At 33.7% G+C, this 24,066-nt stretch carries 17 protein-coding genes, 5 tRNA genes and 1 pseudogene; 13 read left to right on the top strand and 10 right to left on the bottom strand.

The features are described from left to right. Window positions 1-81 precede the first annotated feature (81 nt). The 5 genes from ACQY29_RS05985 to ACQY29_RS05965 form a co-directional block, all read right to left on the bottom strand. Window positions 82-154 (bottom strand) — tRNA-Gly (locus ACQY29_RS05985). 32 nt (window positions 155-186) lie between these two features. Continuing rightward, a tRNA-Gly gene (locus tag ACQY29_RS05980) sits at window positions 187-259 on the bottom strand. A gap of 32 nt (window positions 260-291) precedes the next feature. Continuing rightward, window positions 292-364, bottom strand: a tRNA-Gly gene (locus ACQY29_RS05975). 33 nt (window positions 365-397) lie between these two features. Next, window positions 398-470, bottom strand: a tRNA-Gly gene (locus ACQY29_RS05970). 33 nt (window positions 471-503) lie between these two features. Next, window positions 504-576, bottom strand: a tRNA-Gly gene (locus ACQY29_RS05965). 150 nt (window positions 577-726) lie between these two features. On the opposite strand from ACQY29_RS05965, the gene ACQY29_RS05960 reads away from it, so the two are divergent. Next, a complete protein-coding gene (locus tag ACQY29_RS05960) occupies window positions 727-1,164 on the top strand; it encodes a GNAT family N-acetyltransferase (RefSeq protein WP_428224323.1) in 438 nt (145 codons plus the stop codon). 1 nt (window position 1,165) lies between these two features. Continuing rightward, a complete protein-coding gene (locus tag ACQY29_RS05955) occupies window positions 1,166-2,812 on the top strand; it encodes a L,D-transpeptidase family protein (protein ID WP_428224322.1) in 1,647 nt (548 codons plus the stop codon). Here ACQY29_RS05955 and ACQY29_RS05950 read toward each other — a convergent pair. Next, complete coding sequence (locus ACQY29_RS05950; RefSeq protein ID WP_428224321.1) at window positions 2,750-3,463, bottom strand: murein L,D-transpeptidase catalytic domain family protein; 714 nt, start codon at window positions 3,461-3,463, stop codon at window positions 2,750-2,752. The genes ACQY29_RS05955 and ACQY29_RS05950 overlap by 63 nt on opposite strands. A gap of 223 nt (window positions 3,464-3,686) precedes the next feature. Here ACQY29_RS05950 and ACQY29_RS05945 point away from each other — a divergent pair. The 6 genes and pseudogenes from ACQY29_RS05945 to ACQY29_RS05920 all read left to right on the top strand — a co-directional run bounded on the left by ACQY29_RS05945 (window position 3,687) and on the right by ACQY29_RS05920 (window position 12,959). After that, window positions 3,687-6,148 (top strand): annotated as a pseudogene (locus tag ACQY29_RS05945) (DUF5916 domain-containing protein). A gap of 111 nt (window positions 6,149-6,259) precedes the next feature. Continuing rightward, a complete protein-coding gene (gene gpmI / locus ACQY29_RS05940; protein WP_428224320.1) occupies window positions 6,260-7,777 on the top strand; it encodes a 2,3-bisphosphoglycerate-independent phosphoglycerate mutase in 1,518 nt (505 codons plus the stop codon). A gap of 122 nt (window positions 7,778-7,899) precedes the next feature. Then, window positions 7,900-8,571 (top strand): TetR/AcrR family transcriptional regulator, encoded by a 672-nt coding sequence (locus tag ACQY29_RS05935; RefSeq protein ID WP_428224319.1) that lies wholly within the window; start codon window positions 7,900-7,902, stop codon window positions 8,569-8,571. Then, the gene (locus ACQY29_RS05930; RefSeq protein ID WP_428224318.1) at window positions 8,568-10,220 is read left to right on the top strand and encodes a peptidase domain-containing ABC transporter; all 1,653 of its coding nucleotides are present in this window, start codon (window positions 8,568-8,570) and stop codon (window positions 10,218-10,220) included. The genes ACQY29_RS05935 and ACQY29_RS05930 overlap by 4 nt, the downstream gene beginning before the upstream one ends. A gap of 10 nt (window positions 10,221-10,230) precedes the next feature. Next, window positions 10,231-11,583 (top strand): HlyD family secretion protein, encoded by a 1,353-nt coding sequence (locus ACQY29_RS05925; protein ID WP_428224317.1) that lies wholly within the window; start codon window positions 10,231-10,233, stop codon window positions 11,581-11,583. Beyond that, complete coding sequence (locus ACQY29_RS05920) at window positions 11,583-12,959, top strand: TolC family protein (protein WP_428224316.1); 1,377 nt, start codon at window positions 11,583-11,585, stop codon at window positions 12,957-12,959. The genes ACQY29_RS05925 and ACQY29_RS05920 overlap by 1 nt, the downstream gene beginning before the upstream one ends. A 229-nt stretch (window positions 12,960-13,188) precedes the next feature. Here ACQY29_RS05920 and ACQY29_RS05915 read toward each other — a convergent pair whose 3' ends face one another. Further along, window positions 13,189-16,002: a M16 family metallopeptidase gene (locus ACQY29_RS05915; protein ID WP_428224315.1), complete on the bottom strand. Its 2,814-nt coding sequence runs from the start codon at window positions 16,000-16,002 to the stop codon at window positions 13,189-13,191. A gap of 82 nt (window positions 16,003-16,084) precedes the next feature. On the opposite strand from ACQY29_RS05915, the gene ACQY29_RS05910 reads away from it, so the two are divergent. Next, complete coding sequence (locus ACQY29_RS05910; RefSeq protein ID WP_428224314.1) at window positions 16,085-17,368, top strand: DUF5103 domain-containing protein; 1,284 nt, start codon at window positions 16,085-16,087, stop codon at window positions 17,366-17,368. Between the two features lie 110 nt (window positions 17,369-17,478). Continuing rightward, window positions 17,479-17,865: a Co2+/Mg2+ efflux protein ApaG gene (gene apaG, locus ACQY29_RS05905; RefSeq protein WP_428224313.1), complete on the top strand. Its 387-nt coding sequence runs from the start codon at window positions 17,479-17,481 to the stop codon at window positions 17,863-17,865. 59 nt (window positions 17,866-17,924) lie between these two features. On the opposite strand, the gene ACQY29_RS05900 is transcribed toward apaG, so the two are convergent. After that, on the bottom strand, window positions 17,925-19,319 hold the full coding sequence (locus ACQY29_RS05900) for a DUF4403 family protein (protein ID WP_428224312.1): 1,395 nt from the start codon (window positions 19,317-19,319) through the stop codon (window positions 17,925-17,927). 115 nt (window positions 19,320-19,434) lie between these two features. Here ACQY29_RS05900 and ACQY29_RS05895 point away from each other — a divergent pair, with 115 nt between their 5' ends. From ACQY29_RS05895 to tsaB, 3 genes are all read left to right on the top strand, one after another. Beyond that, window positions 19,435-20,784 (top strand): TolC family protein, encoded by a 1,350-nt coding sequence (locus ACQY29_RS05895; RefSeq protein WP_428224311.1) that lies wholly within the window; start codon window positions 19,435-19,437, stop codon window positions 20,782-20,784. Window position 20,785: 1 nt separating this feature from the next. Next, window positions 20,786-22,117 carry an efflux RND transporter periplasmic adaptor subunit gene (locus ACQY29_RS05890; RefSeq protein WP_428224310.1) on the top strand — a complete coding sequence of 444 codons (1,332 nt, stop codon included), beginning with the start codon at window positions 20,786-20,788 and terminating at the stop codon, window positions 22,115-22,117. Between the two features lie 85 nt (window positions 22,118-22,202). Beyond that, window positions 22,203-22,865, top strand: coding sequence for a tRNA (adenosine(37)-N6)-threonylcarbamoyltransferase complex dimerization subunit type 1 TsaB (gene tsaB, locus ACQY29_RS05885; protein ID WP_428224309.1), 663 nt, complete (start codon window positions 22,203-22,205; stop codon window positions 22,863-22,865). A gap of 57 nt (window positions 22,866-22,922) precedes the next feature. Here the strand turns inward: tsaB and ACQY29_RS05880 are convergent, their stop codons facing one another. Further along, complete coding sequence (locus tag ACQY29_RS05880; protein ID WP_428224308.1) at window positions 22,923-23,297, bottom strand: hypothetical protein; 375 nt, start codon at window positions 23,295-23,297, stop codon at window positions 22,923-22,925. Window positions 23,298-23,474: 177 nt separating this feature from the next. Beyond that, window positions 23,475-23,849: a hypothetical protein gene (locus tag ACQY29_RS05875; protein WP_428224308.1), complete on the bottom strand. Its 375-nt coding sequence runs from the start codon at window positions 23,847-23,849 to the stop codon at window positions 23,475-23,477. Window positions 23,850-24,066: the final 217 nt, after the last annotated feature.

The raw sequence follows: 24,066 nt of genomic DNA, 5'->3' as shown, positions 1-24,066 counted from the left end.
AAACAAAAAACGGATATCGCATTTGAATATCCGTTTTTTTTACTGCATAAAAAAACCTCAAACATAGCTTGAGGTTTATAGAGCGGAAGACGAGGCTCGAACTCGCGACAACCAGCTTGGAAGGCTGGAGCTCTACCAACTGAGCTACTTCCGCATAGTAATTTTTAAAACTTTTCTTGTTTTTAGAGCGGAAGACGAGGCTCGAACTCGCGACAACCAGCTTGGAAGGCTGGAGCTCTACCAACTGAGCTACTTCCGCAATTGTGATTTTTAAAACTTTTCTTGTTTTAGAGCGGAAGACGAGGCTCGAACTCGCGACAACCAGCTTGGAAGGCTGGAGCTCTACCAACTGAGCTACTTCCGCAATTTTGATTTTTAAAACTTTTCTTGTTTTTAGAGCGGAAGACGAGGCTCGAACTCGCGACAACCAGCTTGGAAGGCTGGAGCTCTACCAACTGAGCTACTTCCGCAATTGTGATTTTTAAAACTTTTCTTGTTTTTAGAGCGGAAGACGAGGCTCGAACTCGCGACAACCAGCTTGGAAGGCTGGAGCTCTACCAACTGAGCTACTTCCGCATTGCGGGTGCAAATATAAGAAGCCTTTTCGTCTCTGCAAATACTTTCTTAAAAAAATAAATATTTTTTTTTCACACCATTTCATTTTAAATCCTTACATCGTGTTTTATATCCCAAAAAAAATTATCTTTAATTTATATAACCACAACTATGACAACTATTCAACTGATAGAAAAAGAAGATACTTACCTTATTAGAAACGAAGCACTTAGAAAAGAACTCCCTATTGAAAATTGCTTTTTCGAAGGGGATGAATTAACCACTACCACTCATCTAGGAATCTATAATGGGAAGGAAATTTTTGGGGTCATATCAATTTATAGAAAACTTTCTACAGCTTTCCAAGAAACAAAACAATTCCAACTCAGAGGCATGGCCATACTTGAAAGTGAACAAAAAAAAGGGCATGGCAAAACATTAATACAGTATTTGGAACAATTTTTGAAACCACAAAGTCCATGCTTAATTTGGTTCAACGCAAGAGAAACTGCAGTTCCTTTTTATAAAAGCTTAGATTATAAAATTCAAGGTAATGCTTTTGAAATTCCAAGCATAGGCTCACATTATTTAATGTATAAAGAAATTTAAAATGAAAAAATTCTACCCTGTTTTCTTAGGCGTTTTAATTTATATAGGTTGTGCAAACAATACGAACCTTGACATACTTACAACCGACCAAAACATAGCTAATGCACTTAAAAACGAAGAATTACTAGAAAACTGGGATATAGAAGAGAACAGAAATGCACTTTTAGAAGCCATACGAAAATGCGGAGACGAGGGCCTGTTCCCCGAAGATTACCAATACACGGAATTGATGAAATACGAAGATGCCATTATTTTATCACCCGATCAAAATGAAGCCTACCACAAATTACTTACCATTGCGCTAATCAAATATAGTTCGCATTTAAAAAACGGTAAAATCAACCCTAACGAAATTTACACCGATTGGGAAATTAAAACAAAACCCATAGCAAACGACACAATAATTGAACACATACTTGCAAAAAAACAAGTTGATAGCCTAATCACTGAAAGCAAACCCAAACACTACATTTACAATCAACTAAAAAAAGCATTAGTCAAATTAAACAGTATGCCCGATGAACAATTTGACACTATTAAACCCAAAGAAAAACTGTATTTAGGACTTAAAAACAGCAACACCATAGCTAAAATCAAAAAAAGACTACGCTTTTGGGGCGATTTAAAACCTACAGATACACTGGCTAATAAAAACTTTGATGAAAATTTCAAAAAAGGCATCATCAATTTTCAAAACCGCCACGGATTAGAAGCCGATGGCAAAATAGGTATTGGCACACTCAAAGCTTTAAACACCAGTAAAGAAACCCGAAAACAGCAAATCATCGCTAATCTGGAACGCTGGAGATGGTTTCCAGAAACACTAGGAGAAAATTTCCTAGGTGTTAACTTACCTGATTATAAACTTCAAGTTGTAGAAAACAACGACACCATAAAAACCTACAGGGTAGTTGTAGGAAGAGACAAACGCAAAACACCTATACTATCTTCAAAGGTAGACAACATTGTATTCAACCCTACTTGGACCGTACCCCCTACAATTATCAAGGAAGATTTGATTCCTGATGCCACCAAAAGCAGAAGTTATTTTTATAAAACTAAAATCAAAATCTTTAATTATAAAAACGAAAAAATAGCACCGTATAGCTGGAAACCCGAGGACGCTTTAAAATACAAATATGTTCAAGATCCTGGCTATAACAATTCGCTTGGATTAGTCAAAATCAACTTCAACAACAGTCATTTGGTCTATATGCATGATACAAATCACAGAGAATTATTCGTCAACAATTATCGCGCTTTAAGCTCAGGTTGTGTACGCATAGAAAAACCACTGCCCTTAGCCGAGTATTTATTAAAAGACAAACTAAAAAAAGAGTATATCAAAGAAGAAATAGTCCAAAAAAATAAGAATAAAGACAGCAAACCTATTTACAAGAAAAAACTAATTGAAGTACCTACCTATTCATTAGCTGAAATAGACACTATCATCCAAAAGAAAGAAACAAAAACCGTAAAGGTAAGTCAGAACTTTGGAGTTCATTTCTTATACTTTACGGCTTGGTATGACAAAGATATCTTACAATTCAGATACGACATCTATCAATATGATTCTGATTTATACTTACGACTGAGCAATCAATTTGCTAGCAATATCGTAAGCTCTGTTAGGGTGGAAAATAAATAAACATGTTTTCCCCTTAACGGTATTAATAATTTGATTCTTCACCGCTTCAGGAATCGCAGGACAACCTTGACTTCTTCCTAAATAGCCTTGATTTCTAATGATGGTTGGATTTGCATATTCCGCACCATGCATTACTACCGAACGATTTCTAGCATTATCATTAATCCCTCTTTCCTGACCATCTAATTTCAAAGACAAACCATGTTTCCCTAAATAAGTTTCACCTGTTACATAAAATCCTAAACTGCTTTTATTTGAATTCATTTCATTAGAAAAACTATCAGCATATTCAAGACCTGATTTCATTCCGTGAGAAACTACGGTATTAAACAAAATTTTATTTGCCATTAAATCAATAACCCACATTCTTTTTTTAGTTGATGACATACTAAAGTCAATCACTGTTAATATATCTTTTTCAATTAAGCCTTTTTCTTTTAAAGTATAAAAACCTAACATTGCTTTTTTGAAACACTCGATTTGAGGCATTGCAAAACTGTTTGCATCTAAAGAATTGTAGACCATTTCAATTTTAGCCATCACATTAGAAGCCGAAACGCTTTCAGAAATATTAAAATTTACGTTATTGGTAGTCTTTGGAGCAAAAGACATTAAAAATAACAAAACAAGGGGCAAAAATCTGTAAATCATTGACAATCTTTTAATTACGTTATTAATACTTCATTACAAATATTAATAAAAAAAAATTACCAACCAAATTTTTTTTGCATTTTATCGATATTTTTTTGCATTTCGTCGATATTATAGAAATTCTACTACGTTAAAAATATCACAACTATTCTTCATCTCTATTGACGTACCCTTTTTTTAAGTATATTTAAAACCATCAATTAAACAACAAACGCTTTCATCTATGAAACAGCTTTTTATAGTCATTGCTACAACTCTTATCACTCTTACAACATGGGGACAAAACAGCAAAACCGAGATCCCAGCTATAAAAACTAAAAAAAGTATCCTAGCAACATTAAAATCAAAAAACATCACTATAGATGGCAATCTAAACGAAGAAAACTGGACACAGGCTGAATCCGCTAACAATTTCATCATGCTTGACCCCGATAATGGTAAATCCGAAAACCAAAATCAAAGAACTGAAGTAAAAATTTTATATGATAATCGAGCCATCTATATTGGCGCTATACTTTATGACACTGAGCCGCAAAAAATTCTAAGAGAAATGACAACCAGAGATGAGATAGGAGCAGCTGATTTTTTTGGGGTTTTCATTAACGGTTTCAATGACGGACAACAAGAATACAGTTTTTTTGTCACTGCCAGTAACGGACAAGCCGATTGTATTAGAACATCACAAGAAGAGGAAGATTTTTCTTGGGATGCCATATGGAGTAGTCAAGCAAAAATCACTGATAAAGGATGGGTTGTAGAAATGAAAATCCCTTATGCAGCATTAAGATTCCCTAAAAAAGACATTCAAGAATGGGGATTGCAATTTTTTCGAGAAGTCAGAAGATTGCGTCACAAATACACTTGGAACAGAGTGGACAACAAGGCGGGTACCTTTACCCAACAAGCAGGTATTCTAAAAGGAATTAAAAACATTAGCCCTCCTACTCGTTTATTTTTGATGCCTTACCTTTCATACTACGCTAACACTCCTGCACACGAAAACACAACAGGCACTTTAAAAGGAGGGGTAGACCTAAAATACGGAATCACTGATGCTTTTACCGTTGATGCTATGTTGATTCCTGATTTCGGACAAACAAAGTTTGATAACAAAATTTTAAACCTAGGTCCTTTTGAACAGCAATTCAACGAGAACAGACCTTTTTTCACCGAAGGTACAGATCTATTTAAAAAAGGAAATTTGTTCTATTCGAGACGAATAGGTGCCGAACCTAAATTCGAACTAGATTTAAAAGATAACGACTCTATTGCAGAAGAAATTCCTGCAACTATAAAACTAATCAATGGTCTAAAATTTTCAGGTAGAACCAATAAAGGATTAGGTATAGGTATTTTAAATGCGGTCACTGAAAACACTAACATTACAGTAATTAACAAAGCCCCTAATGATACTAAAAAAACAGAAAGCAGAAGAGAAACTTTAGAACCCCTTACAAATTACAATGTATTTGTACTTGACAAACGTTTCAATCAAAATTCTTCTATTTCATTTATAAATACTAATGTTACTCGAAACGGCGAATGGCAAGATGCCAATGCGTATGCCCTAGTATATGATTTGAATACTAAGAAAAATACTTTTAATCTATCTGGATCCACAAAACATTCAATTGTTCAAAACAGTAAAGCAGGAAAATACCTAAGCGGTTACGCTAATGAAATTAACTTTTCAGAAACATCAGGAAAAGTACGTTTTAACCTTGGCGCAAATTTTGTTTCAAAAGATTTTGACATCAACGATCTTGGTATAAATTATATTAATAACTTCTATGAATTATACGGCAATGTAAATTTCAGAACTTTAAAATCCACAAAAAAACTCAATTCGTTCCGAATCCGTTTTGATTCTTACCAGCAATTTAATCTTGAAAGCAACAAGTTACAAGAACAAAATTTCGGATTAAACGTTAATTTAACAACCAAAAAAAATCACTCCGCAGGGATTGGCACTAACATTACTCCCTTTGAACGATACAACTATTATGACTCAAGAACAGAAGGTCGTTTTGTAATATACCCAAAACATACAACATTTGGGGTTACATTTCATCAAATTTCAACAACAAATTTGCCTTCGAAACCAACCCATATATTGGATTCTTAGAAAAAGAAGGATGGTGGTATTATTACTTGGATTTTTCCCCTAGATATCGATTCAACAACCGCCTGCAATTGACTTTTAGAAACAGCATCAATCAAGAATTCAATGATTTAGGTTGGGTTCAAAATATAGATGACAAAATAATTTTTGCTAGAAGAAATCGCTTAACCTACGAAACAGGTTTAGAGGGAAAATACGCCATCAATTCTAAAATGAACTTTTCTTTAAACACTCGCTTCTATTGGTCATATGCCGAAAACAAAAGTTTCAGAACCCTAGAACAAGATGGATACACCTCGCCGACGGATATAGTTTTAAAAAAAGATTCAGATTTTCAAAGTTGGAATGCTGATCTAAATTTCTCTTGGTGGTTTGCTCCAGGTAGCCAAATGACCATTTTATACAGAAACAATGCCATCAATTCCTCTAATGAAATAGACAAAAGATTTATGCAAAAGTTTGGTTCGGTACTCAATCCAGACAAACTACACCAAACCCTATCCGTCAGTGTACGTTATTTCTTAGATTATAATCAAGCTAAAAAATGGTTCAAAAAATCATAAAAATGATATTATACCGCAAAGCCGAGACACAATTCCGATCTCGGCTTTTTTATTTCAAAAGTGATTTTTTACCTTTGAAAGCTCATTACACAAAAGCACAACACGACAAAAATGAATAAAAAAGTAATCTTAATGATTTTAGATGGTTGGGGAAAATCACCCGACCCGAAAGTTTCCGCTATCGACAACGCTAATACTCCTTATATAGATAGTCTTTACACAAAATATCCTCACGCCACGTTACGTACCGATGGTTTGAATGTAGGTTTACCCGAAGGTCAAATGGGAAATAGCGAAGTAGGACACATGAACCTTGGAGCAGGACGCATAGTATATCAAGATTTAGCTAAAATCAACTTAGCCATTCAAAATAAAACACTGAACCAAGAAAAAGTTTTGAATGACGCCTTTGCTTATGCTAAAAACAACAACAAACCTGTCCACTTTTTAGGTTTAGTTTCTGATGGCGGAGTACATTCACACATTGACCATTTAAAAGGCTTGCTAGACGCATCGACTGATTTTGGGTTGGAAAAAGTTTTTGTCCATGCCTTCACTGACGGACGTGATGTTGACCCTAAATCTGGAATACAACATCTAACGGAATTGGAAGCTCATTGTCAAAAATCATCCGCTAAAATTGCTACAGTAGTGGGACGTTACTACGCTATGGACAGAGACAAGCGATGGGAACGTGTCAAATTAGCCTATGATGTTTTAGTCAATGGTTCAGGAACACCTTCCACAAACATTGTAAAAAGTATCACTGAGAGTTACGAGCAAGCTATTACGGATGAATTCATCAAACCGATTGTACATGTTGATGCTAACGGAAATCCTTTGGCAAAAATTCAAAATGGTGATGTGGTAATCTTCTTCAACTTCCGTACCGATAGAGGTCGAGAACTTACCGAAGTCTTATCACAAGTGGACCGTCATGAGGAGAATATGCACAAATTAGATTTGTATTATGTTACCATGACCAATTACGATGATACCTACCAAAATGTTCACGTTATTTACGACAAAGACAACATTACTGAAACTTTAGGAGAAGTAATTGCAAAAGCAGGCAAGAAACAAATAAGAATAGCAGAAACGGAAAAATACCCACACGTTACTTTTTTCTTTTCAGGCGGACAAGAAGCCCCCTTTGAAGGAGAAAGCCGCATTTTATGTCCTTCGCCAAAAGTTGCCACGTATGACTTACAACCTGAGATGAGTGCTTTTGATTTAAAAGATGCTTTAGTTGATGAATTACAAAAAGGAGATGTAGATTTTGTATGTCTGAATTTTGCAAATGGCGATATGGTGGGACATACAGGCGATATGCAAGCAGCCATAAAAGCTTGCGAAGCCGTAGATGTGTGTGTAAAAGAAGTAGTAGAAACAGCCTTAGCGAACCACTATACCACACTATTAATTGCTGACCATGGCAACTGTGACACTATGATAAATCCTGATGGAAGCCCTAACACCGCACATACAACTAACCCTGTGCCTTTAATTTTAATTGACCAAGATTTAAAAAATATTAACGATGGCGTTTTAGGCGACATAGCTCCTACCATTTTGGATTTAATGGGGATAGCACAGCCAGCAGCAATGACTCGAAGTTCTTTGTTATAAAACAATTTTGAAGATAATGTAAGCCACCATAAGGTGGCTTTTTTTATTAATTAAAAGTTAAACTTCCAATATTAATAGCAATACTATTAATTTTGTTTGTATATTTGTTTAAAATTTAAAATATGAAAAACCTAATTAGTAATTTTCGCATCACCGTACATGATAAATTGTATGTAAAAGACCCTGAAACTTCAGACTTAGGTAAAAAAATCATACAACACAGCATTTTGTTAATTGATGAAATTGGTTTTGAATTATTCACCTTTAAGAAACTAGGCGAGCGTATACAATCCAACGAAAGTTCTATTTATCGTTATTTTGAAAACAAGCATAAACTCTTGCTTTACCTTTCTTCTTGGTATTGGGCATGGATGGAATACAACATTGTATTTACAACAACCAATCTGCAAAATCCAGTTGAAAAACTTGAAAAAGCCATTGAAATCATTACACAAAATGTTTCGGATGACTTAAGCACTCCTCATATCAACGAGGCGATACTGAACCATATAATAGTTTCAGAATTCACCAAAACATTCCTAACAAAAGAAGTTGATGAAGAAAACAAAGAAGGTTTTTTTATAGTATATAAAAGAGTGATACTACGTATCGTGGAAATCATACAAGAAGTAAATCCTGCCTACAAATACGCGCGTACCTTAGCCACCACTATAATTGAAGGGGGATTACATCAACAATTTGTAAAAAAACATTTTAAAACCATTACCGATTTTAATCCTACAGATAATATCTCCGAATTTTATATTGATTTAGCAAAAAATACATTATTATGACCCCGATAGAAAGATTTAAAAACTTAATTCGTTTGGATAAAAAAGATATTTACCAAATCTTTTTATATGCCCTTTTTGCGGGAATTGTAAGCCTGTCGTTACCATTAGGTATTCAATCGATTATCAATTTCATACAGGCAGGACAAGTAAGCACTTCTTGGATAGTATTAGTGGTTATGGTTATTATGGGTGTGGCATTAGTAGGCATACTTAAAATCATGCAGTTCCGAATTACAGAAACCTTACAACAAAAAATTTTCGTGAGAGCTTCTTTTGAATTTGCCTACCGATTCCCAAGAATAAAAAACAGCGAGTTCTATAATGAATATCCACCTGAATTAGCTAATCGTTTTTTTGACACTTTAAACGTTCAAAAAGGCGTATCAAAACTTTTATTAGATAGTTCCACGGCACTTTTACAAATCATTTTTGGAATCCTATTATTATCCTTATACCATTCATTCTTCATTTTCTTTGGCATCCTATTAATTGGATTATTATACCTCATCTACAGCGTTAATTTTAATATCGGTTTAGAAACCTCTTTAAAAGAATCTAAATACAAATACAAAGTTGCCCATTGGCTACAAGAAATCGCTCGTAACCACATTAGTTTTAAAAATCAGAAATTATTTCTATTTTCATTACAAAAAAATGATGCATTAGTAAACGATTATCTTACCTACCGTGAAAGTCATTTTCGTGTCTTAAGAAAGCAATTTATACAGCTTACACTTTTTAAAATCCTACTTACAGCTGGTTTATTAATTATTGGAGGCATCTTAGTACTCAACCAACAAATGAATATTGGTCAGTTCGTCGCCTCGGAAATTATCATTTTAAGTATCATTGCGGCCGTTGAAAAATTATTCTCTGGATTAGAACTTTATTATGATGTTTTAACTTCTTTAGAAAAATTAGGAACTGTTGTAGATAAGAAAGTTGAGAATTTAACTGTAGAAAATTCGCTTTACAAATTAGATAAAAACACGCCGATAACCATTGAAGCCAAAAACCTTAGTTTTCAATACCAAGGAGATGAAAAACCTATTTTAAACAACATCAATTTAACCATAAAACCTAATGATAAAATATTAATTAAAGGCGAAAATGGCGCTGGAAAAACCACTTTAGTCCGCTTATTAGCGAGGCTTATAGAGCCTACTGCTGGAGCCATTTACTTAAACGAAATAGGATATAATAAATATTCTTTAGATGAATTTCGTTCCCAAATAGGAGTTATCACCCTAAACGAAGCGCCTTTTGAAGGTACAATTTTAGAAAATATCACCTGTAACAATCCAGAAATTACTATGGATATGGTGACCGATATACTGAACAAAGTACAACTAACAGAAGTTATTAAAAACTTACCCAATGGTTTAGAAACACAATTATTTCCTGAAGGGAAACAAATCAATTCTTCAGTGGCGCAAAAAATCGTTCTAGCCCGCTGTCTAATTCAACAACCTAGAGTTTTATTCTTAGAAGACCCTGTTGATAAATCAGATGAACAATCAACCAAGGAAATCATTGATTATTTGACAGATAAAAACGCACCTTGGACTTTAATTGTAATCAGTAAAAATACGTATTGGGAAGAAAAATGTACCAAAGTATTTCATGTTCAAGAAGGAAAAATAATTTAAAAAAACTTGTATGCTTAATATCACAAATAATAGAATTGAAAAATCGGTTGACTTACACAAGTATCAGTCAATACGTGTTTTCAAAGAAAACCAGCAGTATAAAATCATCAAAAGAATTTTTATTGCTACTGGTATTCTCTTAGTACTGTTTTTGTTTTTACCATGGACTCAAAACATCAAGGGAAGTGGTTATGTAACAACTTTAAAGCCAAATCAACGTCCCCAAGAAATACACACCGCCATCGCAGGACGTATCGAAAAATGGCATGTACAAGAAGGCGATTTTGTAAAAAAAGGAGACACCATAGTGTATATCTCTGAAATCAAGGAGGATTACTTAGACCCAAACTTAGTTGAAAACACAGGCAATCAAGTAAAAGCTAAAGAAAGCGCTGTCGTATCTTATGGCGAAAAGGTGAAAGCGCTCAACAGTCAAATTGGTGCTATCGATGCCGAAAGAAATTTAAAATTTCAACAAGCACAGAACAAGTTAAAACAAGCTTATTTAAAAGTTAAAAGTGACAGTATAGATTTTGAAGCTGTAAAAACACAATTAAAAATTGCGCGTACACAATACAACCGTTCTGTAAATCTGAATAAAGATGGACTCAAACCATTGACAGATGTAGAAGAAAAAAAAGTTAAACTCCAAGATGTAGAAGCAAAAATCATTACCCAAGAAAACAAATTCATAGCTTCTAAGAATGAAGTTTTAAATGCACGTATGGAATTAAGTCGTATTCAAGCAGAATATTCAGAAAAAACAGCTAAAGCCAATAGCGACCGACAAACCGCAATAAGTACACGATTTGATACGGAAGCACAAGTAAACAAATTAAAGAATCAATATAATAATTATAAAATAAGAAACGGACTTTATTATATCACCGCACCACAGGATGGTTATATCAATCGTGCGTTGCAAACGGGTATTGGGGAAACTCTAAAGGAAGGCACTTCAATTGTGAGTATCATGCCTGCAAATTTTGAAATTGCCGTTGAAACCTATATCGAACCTATTGACTTTCCCTTAGTTCATAAAGGCGAAAAAGTACGTGTGTGGTTTGACGGTTGGCCTACCATCGTTTTCAGCGGTTGGCCAGGAGCTTCTTATGGTACTTTTGGAGGAACTATTGTCGCTAAAGAAAATTTTATTAGCGAAAATGGCAAATACCGAGTGCTCATTGCTCCCGACCCTAAGGACAAAAAATGGCCTGAAATGCTAAGTATAGGTGCGGGTACAAAAAGTTTAGCCCTCTTAAATGATGTCCCTATTTGGTTTGAAATTTGGAGAACACTAAATGGATTTCCTCCTAATTTTTATACAAAAGAAACGAAATCTAAATCTGAAAAGAAAAAATAATGTCACGATTCATAAACCTATTACTCCTATTTCCTTTTTTAATTTTTGGGCAAACCCAAGAGCTGACCTATACGGAATTTTTAGGTTATGTCAAGAAATTTCATCCCCTAGTTAAACAAGCACAATTGAACTTGTCAGAAGCTCAAGCAGAACTGATGCAAGCTCGTGGTGGTTTTGACCCAAAATTTGAAGGTGATTTTAACCAAAAAGAATACAAAAACAAGAATTATTACACCCATTTCAATAGTAGTTTCAAAATCCCAACATGGTATGGTGTGGAACTTAAAGCTTCATTTGATACTAATGATGGTATTTATCTAAATCCTGAAACCAACTTACCTACTCAAGGTTTAATGGCAGTGGGCGTGAGTGTTCCTTTAGGACAAGGTTTACTTATTAATCAGCGCATGGCGGACATTCGAAAAGCGAAAATCGCTCAAACTTTGAACACCGCTGAACGCGATTTGCAAGCATTGGAAGTTATTGTTCAAGCCTCTATTAGTTATTTCAATTGGAAAAGAACGCATCAAGAACTAGAACTATATCAACACTATTTTGAAAATGCTAAAATCAGAAAAAATGGTATTTTGAAACTTATCGAACAAGGCGACAAACCCGCTATAGATAGTGTAGAAGCTGGAATAACGCTGCGTAATCGTGAACTCAACATTGAAGACGCCAAACTAAAATTGACCAAAGCTCGTTTAGAAGTTTCAAACTTTCTTTGGACTAATGATAATATCCCTTTGGAAATAAGTGAAAAGTTAGTTCCAGAAACAAATTTAGAACTATCCATCACAGCCACGCTAAAACAAGAAGATTTAACCTCATTTAAAACGGCCAATCACCCTAAAATAAAAGCCTTACAATCTAAATTAGAAATTCTGGAGGTAGAAAGAAAACTAAAAGCGAATCTGCTCTTACCAAAATTGAATGTCAGTTATAATTATTTGTCTGAACCTAAATATTTTGACAACTACCGTTTTCAAGATTACAAACTGGCATTGAATTTCGCCATGCCTCTTTTCCTGAGAAAAGAAAGAGGAAGTCTGAAATTAGCCCAATTAAAAATTCAAGACACAGAATTCAAACTCCAATTTGAGCAATTGCAATTGCAAAACAAGCTATCAGCACAACAACAAGAAGTAATTTCTATAAACAAACAGCTGAATATTAACAAAAAGCTGGTTAATGATTTTGAAACCTTATTAAAAGGAGAAGAAAAACTTTTTGAAATTGGGGAAAGCTCCCTGTTTTTAATGAATACGCGTGAAAATGCCTTAGTCAGCAGTAAGTTATCGGATATTGCCCTACAAAATCGATTTTATAATACGTTGATTAGTTATTACCAATTGTGGGGTAATCCGAACTTATAAGAAAAGGTTGTCAATACAAGTAGTCTTTGCTCATTTCTTTTTCGTGTTTCTTTGTAAAGTATGTCACATATAGGGTTAAAGTTTCAGACATACTTTTGAGGAAAGCTACTTGTGACAATCTTATAAACATGAATTTTCAAAGTCACAATTAAATTTTTAGAAACTATATTAAAAAGCCATCTCCGAATTTAATCTTGAGATGGCTTTTATTCTATTATTAATTCACAAATTAGTTAGCAAGTTCAGGCATTAACATCCCTATAACTTTATCTCCTGATAAATATTTTTTAGCAACTGCTTGAATTTCTTTTGCCGTCAAAGCATTGACTTTAGCTTCAAAATCAAGAATATTTTCAGCTTTTCCACCATTAGTATAAGATTTAGTGAAATTAGCTAACCAAGTTTTATTTTCTTTAACTTCTTTTTTATAATCCTGTAATTCAGATTCTTTGAATTTAGCTAAATCTTTTTCTTCAGGTCCATTAGTAATTAATTTATTTAATTCATCTAAAGCTGATGCAGTCAATTTCTCCGCATTTTCTGGCCCACAAGGGAAATTAATAGAAAAATTAAATCCGCCATAAGGAATCTTATTCATACTTCCTCTAGCACCTACACCATACACACCGCTTTCAGTTTCACGAAGTCTTTCAATTAATTTAATTGTCAAAACTTCACCAGCTGCCTGTAATGCAAAAGCTTCTTTTTCTGAGTAAGTTGCATCACCATAGAAACTGATTCCCACCATACTCTTAGGGTCTTTACCTTTATTAATTACTTTTTTGTGTGACCCTTTGATGTTACGGTATCCAGTATCTTTGGTCGTTTCTTTAGCTGTTGTAGCAGGTAAACTTGCAATATACTTAGTTACTAAAGTTTCTAACTGCTTTTCATCTACATTTCCAACAAAGAAAAATTCAAAATCGGCAGCATTGCTAAAACGTTCTTTAAATATTTTATGTGCCAAGGTGTAGTCAGTTTGTGCCCAAGTCGTTTCGTTTGGAACTATACCAATAAAGCGCTTATTATCTTTATTTAAAAACGCTTGCAATTCTTGTTGGTAATAAAAATTAGGCATAGCGCTTAAATTTTTATAGAATGCATTTTGTTTTTGTTTGTATGCTTCAAAAGCAGAAGCATCTAAATTTAAATCTGTAAAATACGCATGCGCCATTTGTAGCATATATTCTAAGTCCTTAGGTGTAGTGGAACCTTTCATTCCTTCTGTACTTCCAGACATATACGGATTCACTGACGCAATTTTACCCGTCATGAATTTAGTAATATCATTCAATTTCAATCCAGAAAAACCTGCTTCTGTTAAACCTTGTTGTGCAAACATTACTTTCTTGAAAGTCTCATCGTCATACAAGTTAGTTCCTCCAACGCTGACTGCTTCGAAAACTATTTCATCATTTTTGAAATCAGTTTTCTTATAAGTTACTTTAGCTCCATTAGACAATGTAAGTGTAGTAGCTCCAATTTTAGCATTAGTTTCTCTTTTAACCACAGTTCCTGCTTTAGGCTCCGCTTTCAACAATCCTTTAGCTACTGCTTTATCCTCATAAGCTTTTAAGCCTGTTTCATCTACCTGAATCGCTTTTAATACCTCATTTTCAGAAACTTTAGTCATCCCTTCTTTTTCAGGACCTGTTAAAATCACAACACGGTTTTCATCACTTAAATATTGAGCGATAACTGCATTAACTTCTTTTAAGGATACTGAAGGCAACATTTTTTTAGCTGTTTCAAAAGTCCACTCAATACCAGGTACAGGTTCTTTACTTAAGAAATGCGATTGAAATTCATCAACAAAGTTGTCTGAATCAGTTTTCGTTCTATTGTTAAAGCTTTTTTCTAAATTAGCCATAAACTCTGCTTTAGCTCGCTCTAATTCACCTTCTGTAAATCCAAACTTTTTAACTTTTGCATTTTCTTCCACTAAAACTTTTAAAGCTGATAATTGCTTGTCTTCTCCAACCATAGCGAAAGACTGTAAGGCTTCTTTGTTACGAGCCCAACTCCCTCCATGAAATGTATAACCATAAGTAAATGGTGGTGTGCTAGAGTTCCTTAATTCTTCTAAACGTGCATTAATCATAGAAGAAAATAAATTATCTACTAAATATCCTTTGAAATCCCCTACAGTTACAAGAGGTTTTTTCTCCGTTTTGTCTTTGTACATTAATTGCACTTGAGCACTTGGAGCTTCTTTATCAGTTTCAATTGCTACAAAAGTCTCTTTGTGGTTTGGCACTTCAAAAATTTGACGTGGACGCTCGTTTTTTGGGTTGTCATAGTTAGAAAAATGGTTTTGAATTTTCTTTTCCATTTCAACTACATCTATATCCCCTACTACAATGACACTCATCAAATCTGGACGATACCAATCTTTATAAAAACGTGTTAAAGTAGCGTAATTAAATTTTTCTAAAATTTCTTTTTTACCAATAGGTAAACGTTCAGCATATTTTGAATTGTGCATGATTTTTGGCAAAAATTTACCCATCATACGTTTTTGAGCGCCTAAGCCTAAGCGGTATTCTTCGAGTACTACACCTCTTTCTTTATCAACTTCTTCTGGAGTTAAGACAGCATTAAAAGCCCAATCTTCCAAAATCTGAAACCCTTTTTCAATTTTTTCAGGGTTATCCGCAGGAATCGGTAAAAAATAAACGGTTTCGTCAAAACCTGTGTAAGCATTCAAATGTTGCCCAAATTTTACCCCAATACTTTGCAAATAATCTACTAGAGCATTTTTAGGAAAACGTTTTGTTCCATTAAAACACATGTGCTCCATAAAATGCGCCAATCCTTGTTGGTCGTCATCTTCTAAAATAGAACCAGCATTGATAACCAGACGCAAGTCAACCTTTTTTTCAGGTTTCGCATTCTTTTTAATGTAGTACGTTAATCCATTTTTAAGTTTACCTGTTTTTACTGAAGCATCAAAAGGAATGGTTTTTGTTAAATCCAATTCTTGAGCAGTAACTAAACCTGAAAACAATAAAGCGCTTAGTGCAAGCGTTGAAAACTTTTTCATCTTTTAGTTTATTAAAATTTTGCTCGCAAAACTATAAACTAAACTATCTTTGAAAAAATATTTTAGTAAGAATTTAAGAAAAATGAAAGAATTAATTAAACATATCCCAAAAACTCAAACGCTATTTATACTAAGCGTAATTTCATTTTTTTGTCTAACTACTCAAGCTCAGGCACTAACCGAAACCCCACCTCCTTTCAACATAAAAACCATTTCTTTTAAACAATCGGGAAAAATTATTTTTCCTTTTATACAATTAGGCGATGGCTTCGAATTTAGTTTTGATGATTTATACGGGAATGAAGAAGACTATTACTTCACCCTAACCCATTGTAATTACGACTGGAGTAAATCCGATTTGAGCCGAAACGAATATTTAAGTGGTACTGATGACCAGCGCATCCAAGATTATCAAAACTCGTTCAATACTTTGCAAACGTATTCTCATTATCGCTTAAAATTCCCTAACAACTTCTGCCAAATTATAAAAAGTGGGAACTATTTAATCAATATTTTCAATCATAATAAAGAATTGGTTTTTTCTAGAAAATTTATCCTCTACGAACCCCTTGTAGATGTTCCTATGCAAATCAAACGTTCAAGAAATGTAGCCGATATTCAAGAAAAACAAAATGTAGAGTTTGCCATCAAGTCGCAAAACATTCTTTTTCAAAACCCGAATCAAAATATAAAAGTGGCATTATTTCAAAATGGGAAATGGGAAACCGCTAAATACAACATCAAGCCTCAATATACTGTAGGCAACGACTTGATGTATCGTTATAATAACGAAACGCAATTTTGGGCAGGAAATGAGTATTTGTTTTATGACAACAAAGACATTAAAATCCCATCGAATAACATTGCAAAAGTAGATTCAAATTCAGGATTGTATAACACCTTATTATATACCGCATCAGCCAGAAAAAACAAAGGGTATACCTTTTTCCCTGATGTAAACGGTTTTTTCCAGCCTCGTAATGTTTTCGCACAAGACAACAATGATGTAGAATCCGATTATACTTGGGTTTATTTTTCACTTTATTCTCCAGAAACACTACCAATTAATGAAGTATATGTTACTGGTCTTTTCAACAATTACCAATTGACCGAGGAAAGCAAAATGGATTATAATTCAAAAAAAGGAATTTTTGAAAAAGCTATTATGGTCAAACAAGGTTTTGTCAACTTTAATTTCACCGTTCGCAATGCTCAGAAAGAAATTGACGAAGCACATGCGGTGGATGGAAATTATGCCATGACTGAAAATTTATATACTCTTTTTGTGTATTACAGAGCCAATGGCGAACGTTATGACCGTGTAATTGGAAAAGGAGAAACCAATTCAACCAACATAACCAACTAATATTGCAAAAACAATTCGTCAAGGAGAGTTTTTTCCTCGATATTTTAACAAGAATATAAAACAGCTTTATTTACATTTTCACTAACTTTGTTATATAAAGCTTGTAAGAAATGGTAACGCTAATCACAAACGGCATCAAAATTACGGTGGAAACCGCATTTGAAGGGACTTATTTCAAAAATCAAGTCACTCAATACGCTTTTTCTTACCATATCACCATTGAAAATCACAGCAAAGACCAAGTACAACTTCTAGCCCGACATTGGGACATTTACGATGCCCTCTACCCTCGCGAATCTGTAGATGGTGAAGGAGTGGTTGGAAAAAAACCTATTTTAAAATCAGGAGAAACTTATACCTATAGCTCGGGTTGTTTGCTTTATGCACCTCACGGTAGTATGAGCGGTTATTTTACCATGATAAACTTCACCACAACAAAGATGTTTAATGTAACTGTTCCCGCATTTTATTTAAATGCTGAATATGCATTAAACTAATCCGTTGAATACGCATTCCTTCCATTCATGAACAGTGAACACAATTGTATATAAGGAAACTACAATCCGTTTACATCAACTTTTAAATTCCCATTTATATTCAACAACCCCATTATAGCAGTATCGGTTAACAGCACTTTATCAAAATCTATATCACTTATTTTCCCATTAATAAACACACCTTGCATGGGTGAATAATTATTTAAATAATTAGCAATACTCTTTTTACCTTCTTCTAAATTTGGAGCAATTGAATAACGACAATTCTCTTTAATTTTTTGCAAAACAACTCCCTGAAACAACCAGTTAGCTGTTTTAAGTAAGCCACTTTTTGTTTCCAATGCATAATCCAGATCATCAAAATAGAATTCTTTTTTCTCAGCTTTATATTTTGGAAAACCAGACAAATAAATCCTACCATTTAAACTCCCCGTCATATCCAATGCAATAATCATTTTGCCGCTTTTGTGCCAAATTTCAACATTTTGAATAGTAACTTTGCGCTTACCATTTGCAAATTCTTTACCTTTAAAATTCGCATTCATGATGCGCGATGCATCCTTAAAAGTCGAAATAGCAGCAACTACAACTTGCACTTTGTTAGGAAGTTGACCAATAGTCTTAAGTTGCAAATTCACTTTATTAAAGTCTGATTTTGGACGTTGCCCTACAGTTGATTCCATCAAACATTTTAACCCTACATTCAAAATAACCGAGTTATTCTTTAAGACAGCCTCTGTTGCATGTACTTCTTGAGGAGTCACTTTAAGCCATGTCTCATACGTTTTATTCATTTCAACAGGTTGACTCGCCTTCAACATCAAGTCTGAAATATGGGTTTTAAAATCTAATGACTTAAGCATAACTTCATCAATTAGTCTTTCAATTTTAGACTTAAAAATCGAAATGGCAGGATTGATTAAAAAGGTAATTTTGATATCTTTCCCTGCTATTGCAATGGTAGGACTCTCTTTCCAACTGATATTTTGCAATTGTGTTTGCGTTTGAACTTGCCAGTTGCTCATACCTACTTGACTTAGCAAAGTAACAGCCCCATCCAAATTAAACTCCCGAACATCGTATAAATCGACACCTAACAAAGAAGTACCATATTTAACTTTCGCCCATATTTTCAAAGGAACAACTGACTGTAACTTTCCTCCCACCTCAGTCATTGTTAAGGATTCATTTTTCCAAATTTTTATGGCAATCTTATCGTCCTCTAGATTATTATCCTCATAAATTAATCCACTAAGCGATTTATTAGTTTGAGCTTCTATATCTTTCAATGGCAAATGGATTGGAAAACTAATATAGGACGAAGTAACTGGCAGCACAACGGGATTAGCACCATCCGGCTCAGGTTTCATTAACTCAATTTTTTGGGTGGTCGAACAACTAAATAAACTAAAACACATCGCAAGGAATTGAAAAATGATAACAGATTTTCTCATTGAATTTAAAGAATTTAAAGCAAATGTAAAATTATTTTTGATCAAGCTGTAACAAATTTGAAAGCTTCTTTACTAATAGTATAGTAAACAAACCAGTTTTATTAGAAACTATTAAATGAAAAAATCAAAAATCGTTGTTTCCTTTTTTACATTCTTAACAATGTCTGCTTTTAGTCAAACCAAAAAGTGGACATTGGAAGAATGTGTGAATCATGCCATTGTAAACAACAATGCCATACAACAGTCGCTTCTAGATGTTAAAACAATCAATCTTGCAAAGAATGATGCCATTGGTAATTTTTTACCTAGTTTGAATGCAAATGCTGGACATTCCTGGAATATGGGGTTAAGTAATGACCCTTTAACGGGGGTAAAAACGAATCAAACAACGGAATCTTCAAACTTTGGTGCCAGTTTAAACCTTGATCTTTACAAAGGATTGCAAAATGTAAATCAATTTCGTAAAGCAAATTTGAATAAAATAGCCGCACAATATCAATTAACTAAAATTCAAGAAGATGTAACCTTGAATGTAGTAAATGGTTTCTTACAGATTTTATTCAACAAAGAAAACTTAAAAGCTCAAAAAGAGCAGCTAGCTTTTGACAACAAACAATTACAACGTACCACTGAGCTTGTCAACGCTGGTGTAGTACCTAAAGGAGATTTACTGGATGTAAAAGCCACAATTGCAACGGATGAACAACGCATTGTGAGTACTGAAAATGCTCTTTTGTTAACAAAATTAAGCTTAGCACAATTATTACAACTAAGAGATTATGAGATTTTTGACATTGTTGACACAGATAATGATGTAACTAAAAGTACCGTTTTATCTGAATCAGTACAATCTATAATTGCAAAAGCAAAATTAAACCGCACAGAAATCAAATTAGCAGAAGTAAACAAGACTTTAGCACAAAGTGACATAGCTATCGCAAAAGGGGCTTACCAACCCAGATTATCCTTTTTTTATGGATTAGGAACTAGTATTTTACATAGAAACACCTTAATCCCTAAAAATCTAATTCCTTCATTTGAAAACCAGTTTAAAGACAACATTGGACATAGTATTGGTTTACAATTAAGCATTCCTATTTTAAATGGTCTAACAGTTCGAAATAGCGTTAGTAGAGCTAAAATTGCCTTCCAAAAATCTAAACTGAATTTTGAACAAAAAGAGTTGGATTTAGAACGTACCATCTACACGGCATATAGCGACACTCAAGGCGCTGAAAAAGCCTACGCTACAGCAACCGCAACTTTAGAAGCACGCCAAAAAGCAATGCAGTACGCTAAAGAACGTTATGATGTAGGTTTGATGAATGTCTTTGATTATAACCAAGCGCAAACTCTATATGTAAGCGCACAATCAGAAGTTTTGAGAACTAAATTTGATTATATCTTTAGAACTAAAATTTTAGAATTTTATTTCGGAATTCCAATTGCACAAAAATTAAAATAAAATGACAACAAAAACAAAATACATATTAATGGGTGCTGCGCTATGCAGCGTATTAGGATTGATAGGGCTTAAAAAAGCAGGTTTTTTAGGAGAAACTAAGCAAGGCATTGAAGTTGAATTTGCAAAAGTTAACCAAAGAACTATTATTGAAACCGTTTCCGCAACTGGTAAAATTCAGCCAGAAGTAGAAGTTAAAATATCATCAGAAGTTTCTGGTGAAATTATTGAACTACCTGTCAAAGAAGGACAAATAGTACAAAAAGGCACTTTATTAGCACGCATTAATCCAAAACTATACGTACAAGGTGTAAACCGTTCGCAAGCTGGTTTATCAAACACAAAAGCAAGTTTATCGCAAATAGATGCGCAATTCAAAGAAGCCAAAGCCAGCTACGATAGAAACAAAAAACTATTTGACAAAGGTATTATTTCTGGCGCAGAATGGGATAAAAGCGTAGCAGCATTTGAAGGTGCAAAAGCTGCAAAACAAGCGGCCTATTATACTGTAGCAAGTGCCTCGGCAACAGTAAACGAATCACGTGAAAGTTTAGGAAAAACAGCCATTTATGCTCCTATGTCAGGAACGGTTTCTAAACTGGCTGTAGAATTAGGCGAACGCGTTCTGGGCACACAACAAATGGCTGGAACCGAAATGATGCGTGTGGCAGACTTGAACAACATGGAAGTTGAAGTGGATGTTAATGAAAATGATATTGTAAAAATAGAAATAGGTGATGAAGCCAAAGTACAAGTTGATGCTTACTTAAAAAAAGAATTTAAAGGAAGGGTTACTAGCATTTCAAATTCAGCTAACGCCACAGCATCTGCAGATCAAGTGACAAATTTTAAAGTAAAAGTTAGAATTTTAAAAGAATCCTATGCCGATTTATTAGAAGGAAAACCAAACACCTACTCTCCATTTCGTCCTGGTATGACAGCTACTGTTGATATTGAAACTACACGTAAAGAAAATATTGTAGCCGTTCCTATAGGTGCAGTTGTAATGCGCACGGACACCACCGCGAACCGAAAATCGTACCTAGAAACTGAAGAAGGCGAATACAACGAAGAAACAGAGGAAAATCCTATAAAAAATGAAAAACGATACGAATGTGTTTTTGTTAAAAATGGAGACAAAGTTAGACTGCAAATTGTAACAACAGGAGTACAAGACGACGCTTATATTGAAATTAAAGGAGGTTTAAAAAAAGGTGACGTAATTATAATTGGTCCTTATGCAACTGTCACAAAAGATTTAAACCCTGGAGATAAGGTAAAAAAAATGTCCAAAAAAGAAAAAGAGAATGGTAAAGAAAAGGCTAAAGAAAGCTAACCCTCTCAAAAAAGTAAAATGAATCTCATAGTCAACTATGAGATTTTTTTTATTGTTGTATTTTTGCACCTATAAATTATAGGTAATGGCATATATACTTCATTTGGAAACTGCAACTAAAAACTGTTCGGTTGCATTAGCAAAAGATGGTGAATTAATTGCAATTCGAGAAGTAGCAGAAATGGGATATACTCATTCAGAAAAGCTACATGTTTTTATAGAAACAGTACTAGAAGAAGCTCAAATAACCATGCAAGATTTAAGTGCCGTTGCGGTGAGCAAAGGCCCTGGCTCCTACACAGGACTTCGCATAGGCGTTTCAGCGGCTAAAGGCTTATGCTATGCATTAAACATCCCTTTGATAGCTTTAGATACATTAGAAATACTAGCTCGCAAAATCACTATTTCGGACGGTATAATCATCCCCATGATTGACGCAAGACGCATGGAATGTTACACTGCAATTTTCAACCCTAATTTTGAAACAGTCCGTGATATTGCATCACAAATTATAGACGCTATAACATTTGATACCATAGAAGGCAACATTCATTTTATAGGTGATGGGGCTCCTAAATGCAAAGAAATTCTTAATCAAGATCGCTTCAAATTTCATGACGATGTTATTTTCCCATCAGCTCATGAAATGATTAACATCGCTTTTCACAAATATTTGAATAATGATTTTGTGGATGTAGCTTACTTTGAACCTTTTTACCTTAAAGAATTCATGATAGGCGGAAAATAAAAAAACCGAATTGGGAAGATTCGGTTTTTAAAGATTTGTGTTCAAATGGGCAACTTATTACATCTTCTTTGTAATATCTTTTTTGTATTTATTTAACAACGCTTTTGTCATTCCTAAATTAGCTTTTTTAGCATCAACAGCTAAATAAATAAAATACTCATTATTTTCAGAAATATCAATCAAATGTATCTGAGAACTTAAGTTAATCATGATATTTTCAATAGATTCATTTAAACCTAAAGCATTAATCGCATTTAATTTTGCCTTAACAACTTCTAAATTAAATGCTGATGCTAATTCTGGATCAAAGTTCGGATCAGCTGATAAAGTGTAGTATGAAATACCACTTTTAATTTCTGCTATAGCAACGGCTACAAATCCGGGTACATTGCTTTTTAAATCTTCTCCGAATTGTTTTAAAAAATCTGACATAATGATAAATTTTATGGGGTTATGTTGTACAGGACAAATGTATATTGTTGTCTGTTATAAAAAAAAATTATCCTGTAGAAAGAATTTTACAACAATCTATTTTCCAATCCATTACAAAACAAAAAACCGAATCTTACGATTCGGTTTTTAAAGATTTGTGTTCAAATGGGCAATTTATTACATCTTCTTTGTAATATCTTTTTTGTATTTATTTAACAACGCTTTTGTCATTCCTAAATTAGCTTTTTTAGCATCAACAGCTAAATAAATAAAATACTCATTATTTTCAGAAATATCAATCAAATGTATCTGAGAACTTAAGTTAATCATGATATTTTCAATAGATTCATTTAAACCTAAAGCATTAATCGCATTTAATTTTGCCTTAACAACTTCTAAATTAAATGCTGATGCTAATTCTGGATCAAAGTTCGGATCAGCTGATAAAGTGTAGTATGAAATACCACTTTTAATTTCTGCTATAGCAACGGCTACAAATCCTGGTACATTGCTTTTTAAATCTTCTCCGAATTGTTTTAAAAAATCTGACATAATGGTAAATTTTATGGGGTTATGTTTATAAGACAAATGTATATTGTTGTTTGTTATTTAAAAAAAATAAACTGTAGAAAGAATTTTACAAAACACTCATTTATAACCATTTAAAACGAATCATTTTCAAAACGCCGTTTTTAAGCATTTATAAATACAATTGTTCCAATTTACCATTAACCTAAGTACTACCTTTTTTTAGTTAGATAAAAAACAA

The organism is Flavobacterium sp. (genome assembly GCF_965262375.1).
Lineage (GTDB): Bacteria > Bacteroidota > Bacteroidia > Flavobacteriales > Flavobacteriaceae > Flavobacterium.
This window is presented reverse-complemented; position numbering and strand designations above follow the sequence as displayed.

Excerpts from the sequence above, each read along its gene's own strand:
- ACQY29_RS05960 (WP_428224323.1), top strand. The coding sequence starts at position 727 with ATGACAACTATTCAACTGATAGAAAAAGAAGATACTTACCTTATTAGA.
- ACQY29_RS05955 (WP_428224322.1), top strand. The coding sequence starts at position 1,166 with ATGAAAAAATTCTACCCTGTTTTCTTAGGCGTTTTAATTTATATAGGT.
- ACQY29_RS05950 (WP_428224321.1), bottom strand. The coding sequence starts at position 3,463 with ATGATTTACAGATTTTTGCCCCTTGTTTTGTTATTTTTAATGTCTTTT.
- gpmI (WP_428224320.1), top strand. The coding sequence starts at position 6,260 with ATGAATAAAAAAGTAATCTTAATGATTTTAGATGGTTGGGGAAAATCA.
- ACQY29_RS05935 (WP_428224319.1), top strand. The coding sequence starts at position 7,900 with ATGAAAAACCTAATTAGTAATTTTCGCATCACCGTACATGATAAATTG.
- ACQY29_RS05930 (WP_428224318.1), top strand. The coding sequence starts at position 8,568 with ATGACCCCGATAGAAAGATTTAAAAACTTAATTCGTTTGGATAAAAAA.
- ACQY29_RS05925 (WP_428224317.1), top strand. The coding sequence starts at position 10,231 with ATGCTTAATATCACAAATAATAGAATTGAAAAATCGGTTGACTTACAC.
- ACQY29_RS05920 (WP_428224316.1), top strand. The coding sequence starts at position 11,583 with ATGTCACGATTCATAAACCTATTACTCCTATTTCCTTTTTTAATTTTT.
- ACQY29_RS05915 (WP_428224315.1), bottom strand. The coding sequence starts at position 16,002 with ATGAAAAAGTTTTCAACGCTTGCACTAAGCGCTTTATTGTTTTCAGGT.
- ACQY29_RS05910 (WP_428224314.1), top strand. The coding sequence starts at position 16,085 with ATGAAAGAATTAATTAAACATATCCCAAAAACTCAAACGCTATTTATA.
- apaG (WP_428224313.1), top strand. The coding sequence starts at position 17,479 with ATGGTAACGCTAATCACAAACGGCATCAAAATTACGGTGGAAACCGCA.
- ACQY29_RS05900 (WP_428224312.1), bottom strand. The coding sequence starts at position 19,319 with ATGAGAAAATCTGTTATCATTTTTCAATTCCTTGCGATGTGTTTTAGT.
- ACQY29_RS05895 (WP_428224311.1), top strand. The coding sequence starts at position 19,435 with ATGAAAAAATCAAAAATCGTTGTTTCCTTTTTTACATTCTTAACAATG.
- ACQY29_RS05890 (WP_428224310.1), top strand. The coding sequence starts at position 20,786 with ATGACAACAAAAACAAAATACATATTAATGGGTGCTGCGCTATGCAGC.
- tsaB (WP_428224309.1), top strand. The coding sequence starts at position 22,203 with ATGGCATATATACTTCATTTGGAAACTGCAACTAAAAACTGTTCGGTT.
- ACQY29_RS05880 (WP_428224308.1), bottom strand. The coding sequence starts at position 23,297 with ATGTCAGATTTTTTAAAACAATTCGGAGAAGATTTAAAAAGCAATGTA.
- ACQY29_RS05875 (WP_428224308.1), bottom strand. The coding sequence starts at position 23,849 with ATGTCAGATTTTTTAAAACAATTCGGAGAAGATTTAAAAAGCAATGTA.